Origin of the sequence: Bacillus cereus group sp. MG4, from assembly GCF_040460055.1 — a bacterium.
GTDB classification, from domain to species: domain Bacteria; phylum Bacillota; class Bacilli; order Bacillales; family Bacillaceae_G; genus Bacillus_A; species Bacillus_A wiedmannii.
In genome coordinates this window covers 1-6,094 of the sequence record NZ_JARVGZ010000007.1, presented here as the reverse complement: position 1 = coordinate 6,094, position 6,094 = coordinate 1, and the positions used below count along the sequence as shown (strand labels likewise).

Sequence of the window (6,094 nt, the reverse complement as noted above, 5' to 3'; positions counted from 1 at the left end):
GTTGTCTTTGTTTGATTTTCTTACGTTCTTCTTCTGCCATCCATGAAAGTATTTGTAATACGAGGTCTGATACAAATGAACCCATATCGTCTTTGTGTTTCGTTGTATCTAGTAATGGCATATCCAGTACAACAATATCAGCTTTGATATCTTTCGTGATTTCTTTCCACTCTTTTTCTATCTCATCTTTGTTTCTTCCAAAGCGATCCAAAGAATGTATGTATAGTATATCGCCTGCTCTTAATTGATTTTTTAATGTTTGATACATTTCTCGATTGAAGTCTTTACCGCTTTGTTTGTCTGTGTAAATGTCACGTTCTGCAATACCTTGCTCAAGCATGGATTCTTTTTGTCTGATTTCATTTTGCTCTTTGCTACTTACTCGTACATAACCAAATTTTTTCATAGTGTTCATTTTTTATTCCTCCAGTAATTTAATTGTATCATTTCTATTCGTAAAACACCCATCAACTAAACGAACATTCGTAAAGTGTTTTTATATGAATACGAACAATAAATATGACCGTTTTCAGGTGATTTTTAAGTGTTCGTAAAAGTATACAAATACGAATACCTATAAGTTTTGAATTCTATATTTTTATCATCTCCTTTCATGAAAAAGATACGGACAATCCTTCCGAACCGTTGTCATAGACCCCGGTGGGCTCGAAACGTTTTTCAAATCGTTTAACTCATATAAATAGCTTGTCACAAAATTTTTCAATTTTTTCTCTCCTATAGGCATTTTTACAATTGAATCAGTGATTTCACCTATTAGACCCACCTTGAGAGGTGTTTTGTATCCGTTTGGAAACTTTGTACTCGTATGGGTAGACATAATCCTTATCAAATGCTTATGTTCCTTCTATCAAGCAATAAAGGAGCAATAATATGCAGAAAACAACTAAAGAACTTGGAGCAGTGTTACGCCAAAAAAGAACGAATCAAGTGCTATCACTACGTGATTTATCGGAGGTTTTAGATATAGCAAAAACATTGTTACAAAAGTATGAAACAGGTAAACGAAACATTTCTAGAAAGCACTTCCCGATTATCGTTAAGTACATTAACGGTGAATATGACGAAGGGATCCGAGAAGCTCGTTTAGAGGTGTTGCGTAAGAAGTATGCCCATTTAGAAGGTCGGAAAGGTCTAGAATTTTGGGATGTATGAGTACGATGAAGATCAACGCAACTATTTTCGTAGCTTAATTGCCGATTGGCGACGACAAAATGAATTGAAGACAACAAGTGAGTCTATACGGCTTGCTAATTTGGACCGCATAAAGATGCTAGAATACATGATTTACTTACCAAAACAAAAATGACTACTGAAGGAGATATGCAAAATGATGCAATATAAACATACTGACGAACAGAGACAACTTTTACAGGAAAAAATCAACAAGCTAAAACGAGAAAATGGGCTAGGTTCTACGTTATCTAGTCAAGTCGAGGCAAATGAGCATGTAATCAAGCAATTGGAGATGTTCATGAATCAAAAAGTATGTGTAGGTGAGCAGAACGTGTATTTCAATCCGATTAAAGAGGGGCTTAACAATCCAGATTTCCGTTTTCCTTGTGCGGAATAATGCTTTTTTGAAGGAGTGGACTACGTATGGTGTTGGTCAACGGTAGCGGACTGTAAGGAGCATAAGGAGTTGACCGACTAACTATACCAAGACCCTTTTATGTCCTCCAAAACAACCGTTTTGGGGGTGCCTACCGGCGAGGGAGCCCCTTGGACAAGGGGTTGGGGATCGAGCTATTTGAAGGATAAATAGTGAAACGGACTAGGGGTGTAAAAATTCCACCCCTCTTTTATTTGTTTGCAGATGATTGTATGGTTTAAATAAACAAGTTGAAGGGGGATTTTGAATGAAGAAAACAGATGGAGTGGAAGAAGCTAAACGTCTTGAAAAGTTAAGAAGGGAAATGGAAGAGTTTGAAGCTGGTTTTCCGGATGGAGTATATACAGCTCCTTCTTCTCCTAATGAGCCTAGAATTAAAGTGAAAGAAATGTATCAGTATTGTAGAGAAAAGGGTGTTGATCCAGAAGATTTAACGGATGAAGAAAGAGAAAAATTCCTTGTTTATCCGAATGGGGGTGAGAATATCTCACGATGAGGGACGGGGTTTTAGCCGAAGGTTTTTGGTTTCATGTAGACAAGGTCAATCGTTGATGTTAAGCTTTTTTTAGGGTATGCCCTGCGGAATGCTCTGTATAGTAACATAGAGGTGAAAAATACAGAAAGGGGGAAATGATATGCCAAAAGTGGTTAGAGGAACTGAAAAGAAACGTTCGAAGGCGTATAAGTTACATCCTAAGACAATTGAATTGATTGATAGGGTGGCGAAGGACAGAGGTATGACACAAGCTGATGTAATTAATACAGGTGTTAAAATGCTATTTTCCGAACGAGTGAAAATTGAGAGCTGAAAAAGAGTCGGTGTGTCCCTTGGTAAGTAACTACGAAATCACCGTCCACTTTTTAGACTATAAAGATCTGTTCACGCCTTGTCATCACTGGTTTTATTGGGACAAAGAGAGGTGAAAAAATGTTATCAGAAATTGAACAAAGGCAACTGGATAAAAAACTTAGATTATCTCGGACAGAACGTTATGCCTGTCAATCTGTTGCGAAAAAAGCATTACCGAATGAACGTGTTTCAAAGTGTTTGAGTATGTTAGTTCCTGGATCTTCGAATGTTCCGGTTTGGGAACATAAAAAAACAAAAAAAGCATTTTACAAAGGTCTTGTTGTTTGTGGTAGTGTTTGGAATTGTCCAGTTTGCGCAGCTAAAATTAGTGAAAGAAGACGTAAGGAGTTACAACTAGCTTTTGATATACATAAAAATGATGGTGGTTATATTGCTTTGTTAACTCTTACGTTTAGTCATAAGAAAAGTGATAAATTAGAAGACTCATTAAAAAAATTCGGAGAAGCTACTAAACGTTTTTTTAGTGGACGAGCTTATAACAATATTAGAGATGATATGGGGCTAATTGGTAGAATTCGAGTTTTTGAAATTACATATGGTAAAAATGGTTTTCATCCACATGTACATGTCGCTTTATTCTATACAAATGATGTTGACTTAAAGAAAATCAGAAAAGAAATGTTTCCACTTTGGGAAAAAGCATGTTCTAGTGCTGGATTAACTGTGAATTACCGACGGGGGCTTGATTTGCAAGCTGGAGACAAAGCTCAAGAATATCTTGCTAAACACGGTACATGGAGTTTGGAGCAAGAACTTAGTAAAGCACATATTAAAAAAGCAAAAAATGATTCTATGACGCCGTTTGATTTTTTAAGACAATATCTTGAAACAGATGATAAAAAGTATTTGAATTTGTTTAGAGAATATGCACGTTGTTTTAAAGGTAAGCGTCAATTGCAGTGGTCACCAGGCTTAAAAGAGAGATTTGAAATGGAAGATAAAACTGATGAGCAAGTTGCTAAGGAGAAGATAGATGAAGCTGATTTGTTAGGTTTAATAGATTACGAGCTTTGGAAGAGAATTTTAAAATACGATAATCGTTCGTACTTCTTGGATCTATGTGAGAAATACGACTTTGAAACAGCGGTGAGTATTATGTATGAGTATAAATTTGATAAAAATAAAAAAAGCTCTCATTGTCCACCAAACAATGAAAGCTACTAAGTAAATCTATCTAAACTAAATTATATATCACAAAAAAAGAGCAGTCCATAGGGGCTAGCTCTTTTTTATTATGAATCAAACTTACTAAAGGAGTAACCATAAGTTAACCATTTAAGTCTTATAACACAATTAAATTCAAGGATAACTTAGTGGAATCAACTATAATCTGTCTTTTTCTAGTAGATTATCCTTGATTATGATGGATTCTAATTTATTTTTCGTCCTTGAATTTCCATTCTTTTTCCTTTTTGTGCTTCATAATTAAATCATAAAACTGTTCATGACTTTTATATTTAATGAATTCAGATTGTGGAGCTTGAGTACGTTCTCCGTATTTTTTACTAATTTCTCTGAGTTCTTTATTGTTGATTCGTTTCATGGCATTCACTCCTTCTTATTTCCAAAACTCATACCATTTTTTTTGCTGAGACGTTTTTATTTCCTCTTGAACAGAAGTAGCTGCAACTTTTAAACGGGCTTGTTTTTCTTCTTGAAGTTGTCTGATAGATTCCATTAGCATGCGATCTCTATTTTCTAGCCGGTCTTCAATATATTTTTGTTGATGATCTAGTCTATCTAGAAGTAGTCGGTTAAATTCTTGTTGTTGATCAAGCTTTTTTTGCATTTCTATCAGTATGTTTTCTAATCGTTCATCATGTTCATGTTGTTCATGACTGTCATGAACGTTTGGTTCTACAGTTATAGTTAATGGTACTCCGGCATTGGATAAGGCTTGATCGACTTCATTAACATTTTTACCTTGAGCATATAAATTTCGAATTTGATCAATTACGGTCATACATTCATCATGTAGATGATATTTCTTGTGTAGCTTTCGAACCTTTAAATGGTGCCCGTGTGTCCTTATGTATCTTCTAATAGTTTCAACCGGTATTCCTGATCTTTCGGATACCTCTGATACGGTTATCCATTCGTTTTCAGACGGCATTTAAAATCGCTCCTTAAATTAGAGTGGGGGAACATTTATGAAAAGCTTTACGGTTACACGTTCATGGTCATTGATGAGTCACTGAGTCATGAGTGTATAATTCTTGATAAATGTTGATTTTCCTGTAGTCACGGTCATGAACGATTCAAATGACAGTCATAATGTAAGTGGTAAGTAGTAAGTGATAAATAATAAGAAATAAAAACTTATTTAAGATTAAAATTTTATTTTAGTCATTTAAAAGTTTGATATAATTGCCAATTTGCTCGGTTTACAATGCATATGAGGATGCTATAATGATGGTAAGTGGATGCAGTAAAACCTGAAAGGGAGCATTTTGAAACCATTTGTTATTATAATCCAACTTTCAAAACACAGGTCAGGTCAAATCAATAATTAACTGGTCATTAATTATTGGCGAACAAATACCTATAGTAAGAATGCAAGAAAATATGATCTGAAGTGAAGGTGATTAATTGAATGACAACTGTTCAAAGTGCGGAATTGCGCGAATCCTATTGATTACTGGTAAAAGCAAAAGTTAATGATCATGCTTTTTAATCAGTAAATTTTTTCATGAACGCGCAAACTAACGGGGAAGAGACGCCGCCAAGCGTCTCTTCTCAAAAAAAAAGGGGAAGAGGATGCCGGTCAAGCATCTCTTCCCCTTTTTCATTTTTTCTTATATGCCATCAATCATCTTTGCAGTTACACTTACTGGACGGATTTAGTTAGTCTAACCAAGGTCCTAAGGTGAGTGGTCAACTCAACACCTAGAGCATAAGATGCAATATTAGGACATAATAAGAATGGCCCGAAAACATTAGTGACAACGACAAATCATAAAGCTTTGAAGATTAAGACGCCAAGCATTATCTTATGGGGATACTGCTTGGTATTATCGAGATACCGCTTTCGATAACTTTAAAACTAAACTCGAAAAACTTGGTTGTTATCTGTACATACTGGTCGCCAGTAATTAGTCCCATATATAAAGCTACATGGGGAAATACAGTGAAACTCAATATTCCAATGGCAAAAGTGACAGCGATAAGAATCAGTGCAATCCCGATTCCTCGTTGAGGACGTCGGTTATTCGGATTGGTCGTGGATGCAACCCTTCCAGAAGTATTTAAAAAGTTCATTTGATATTCTCCAACTACCGCCGTAAGTTGGTAACTTTAACCATGGAGCTTATTTTATTTTACCATTTAAATTTGTTCATAGTAGAAAAGTTTCATATTATTTTTTATTAACAAAAAAAATGAGCAGGGGGCTTACCTTTGCTCATTTTTTTGTTCCATTTCCTTTACTAGTTTATAGAATGTTGTACGTTTCATTTCTGCTTCTTCTATGGCTTTTGTAGCGGTGATTTCTCCTGCTTTCCATTTTTGATGTGCAGTCAAAAATTTTTCATCTGCTTCTGCTTTTGGTCTGCCGAATTGTGTACCGTTTCTTAAAGCTATGTCTATTCCTTCAC

8 protein-coding genes and 1 pseudogene are annotated in these 6,094 nt (G+C 35.3%); 5 read left to right on the top strand and 4 right to left on the bottom strand.

Annotated features, from left to right (window positions below):
- Positions 1-415 (bottom strand): recombinase family protein (locus tag QCI41_RS30575; RefSeq protein ID WP_353839264.1); only part of this gene is annotated, 415 nt, incomplete at its 3' end.
- 476 nt (positions 416-891) lie between these two features.
- Here QCI41_RS30575 and QCI41_RS30570 point away from each other — a divergent pair.
- The 5 genes from QCI41_RS30570 (at position 892) to QCI41_RS30550 (ending at position 3,665) form a co-directional block, all read left to right on the top strand.
- Complete coding sequence (locus QCI41_RS30570; RefSeq protein WP_353839133.1) at positions 892-1,173, top strand: helix-turn-helix domain-containing protein; 282 nt, start codon at positions 892-894, stop codon at positions 1,171-1,173.
- Between the two features lie 175 nt (positions 1,174-1,348).
- Positions 1,349-1,591, top strand: a complete 243-nt coding sequence (locus tag QCI41_RS30565) for a hypothetical protein (protein ID WP_353839131.1) — start codon at positions 1,349-1,351, stop codon at positions 1,589-1,591.
- Between the two features lie 286 nt (positions 1,592-1,877).
- Positions 1,878-2,126 (top strand): hypothetical protein, encoded by a 249-nt coding sequence (locus tag QCI41_RS30560; protein WP_353839130.1) that lies wholly within the window; start codon positions 1,878-1,880, stop codon positions 2,124-2,126.
- A gap of 139 nt (positions 2,127-2,265) precedes the next feature.
- Complete coding sequence (locus QCI41_RS30555) at positions 2,266-2,439, top strand: hypothetical protein (protein WP_262718507.1); 174 nt, start codon at positions 2,266-2,268, stop codon at positions 2,437-2,439.
- A gap of 119 nt (positions 2,440-2,558) precedes the next feature.
- Positions 2,559-3,665 (top strand): protein rep, encoded by a 1,107-nt coding sequence (locus QCI41_RS30550; RefSeq protein ID WP_262718506.1) that lies wholly within the window; start codon positions 2,559-2,561, stop codon positions 3,663-3,665.
- A 211-nt stretch (positions 3,666-3,876) separates the two neighbouring features.
- Here QCI41_RS30550 and QCI41_RS30545 read toward each other — a convergent pair whose 3' ends face one another.
- The 3 genes and pseudogenes from QCI41_RS30545 to QCI41_RS30535 all read right to left on the bottom strand — a co-directional run.
- Positions 3,877-4,044: a hypothetical protein gene (locus tag QCI41_RS30545; protein WP_262718505.1), complete on the bottom strand. Its 168-nt coding sequence runs from the start codon at positions 4,042-4,044 to the stop codon at positions 3,877-3,879.
- Positions 4,045-4,059: 15 nt separating this feature from the next.
- Positions 4,060-4,614 carry a DUF3967 domain-containing protein gene (locus QCI41_RS30540; protein ID WP_353839128.1) on the bottom strand — a complete coding sequence of 185 codons (555 nt, stop codon included), beginning with the start codon at positions 4,612-4,614 and terminating at the stop codon, positions 4,060-4,062.
- A 1,277-nt stretch (positions 4,615-5,891) separates the two neighbouring features.
- Positions 5,892-6,094, bottom strand: a pseudogene (locus tag QCI41_RS30535) (recombinase family protein); the annotation flags it as partial.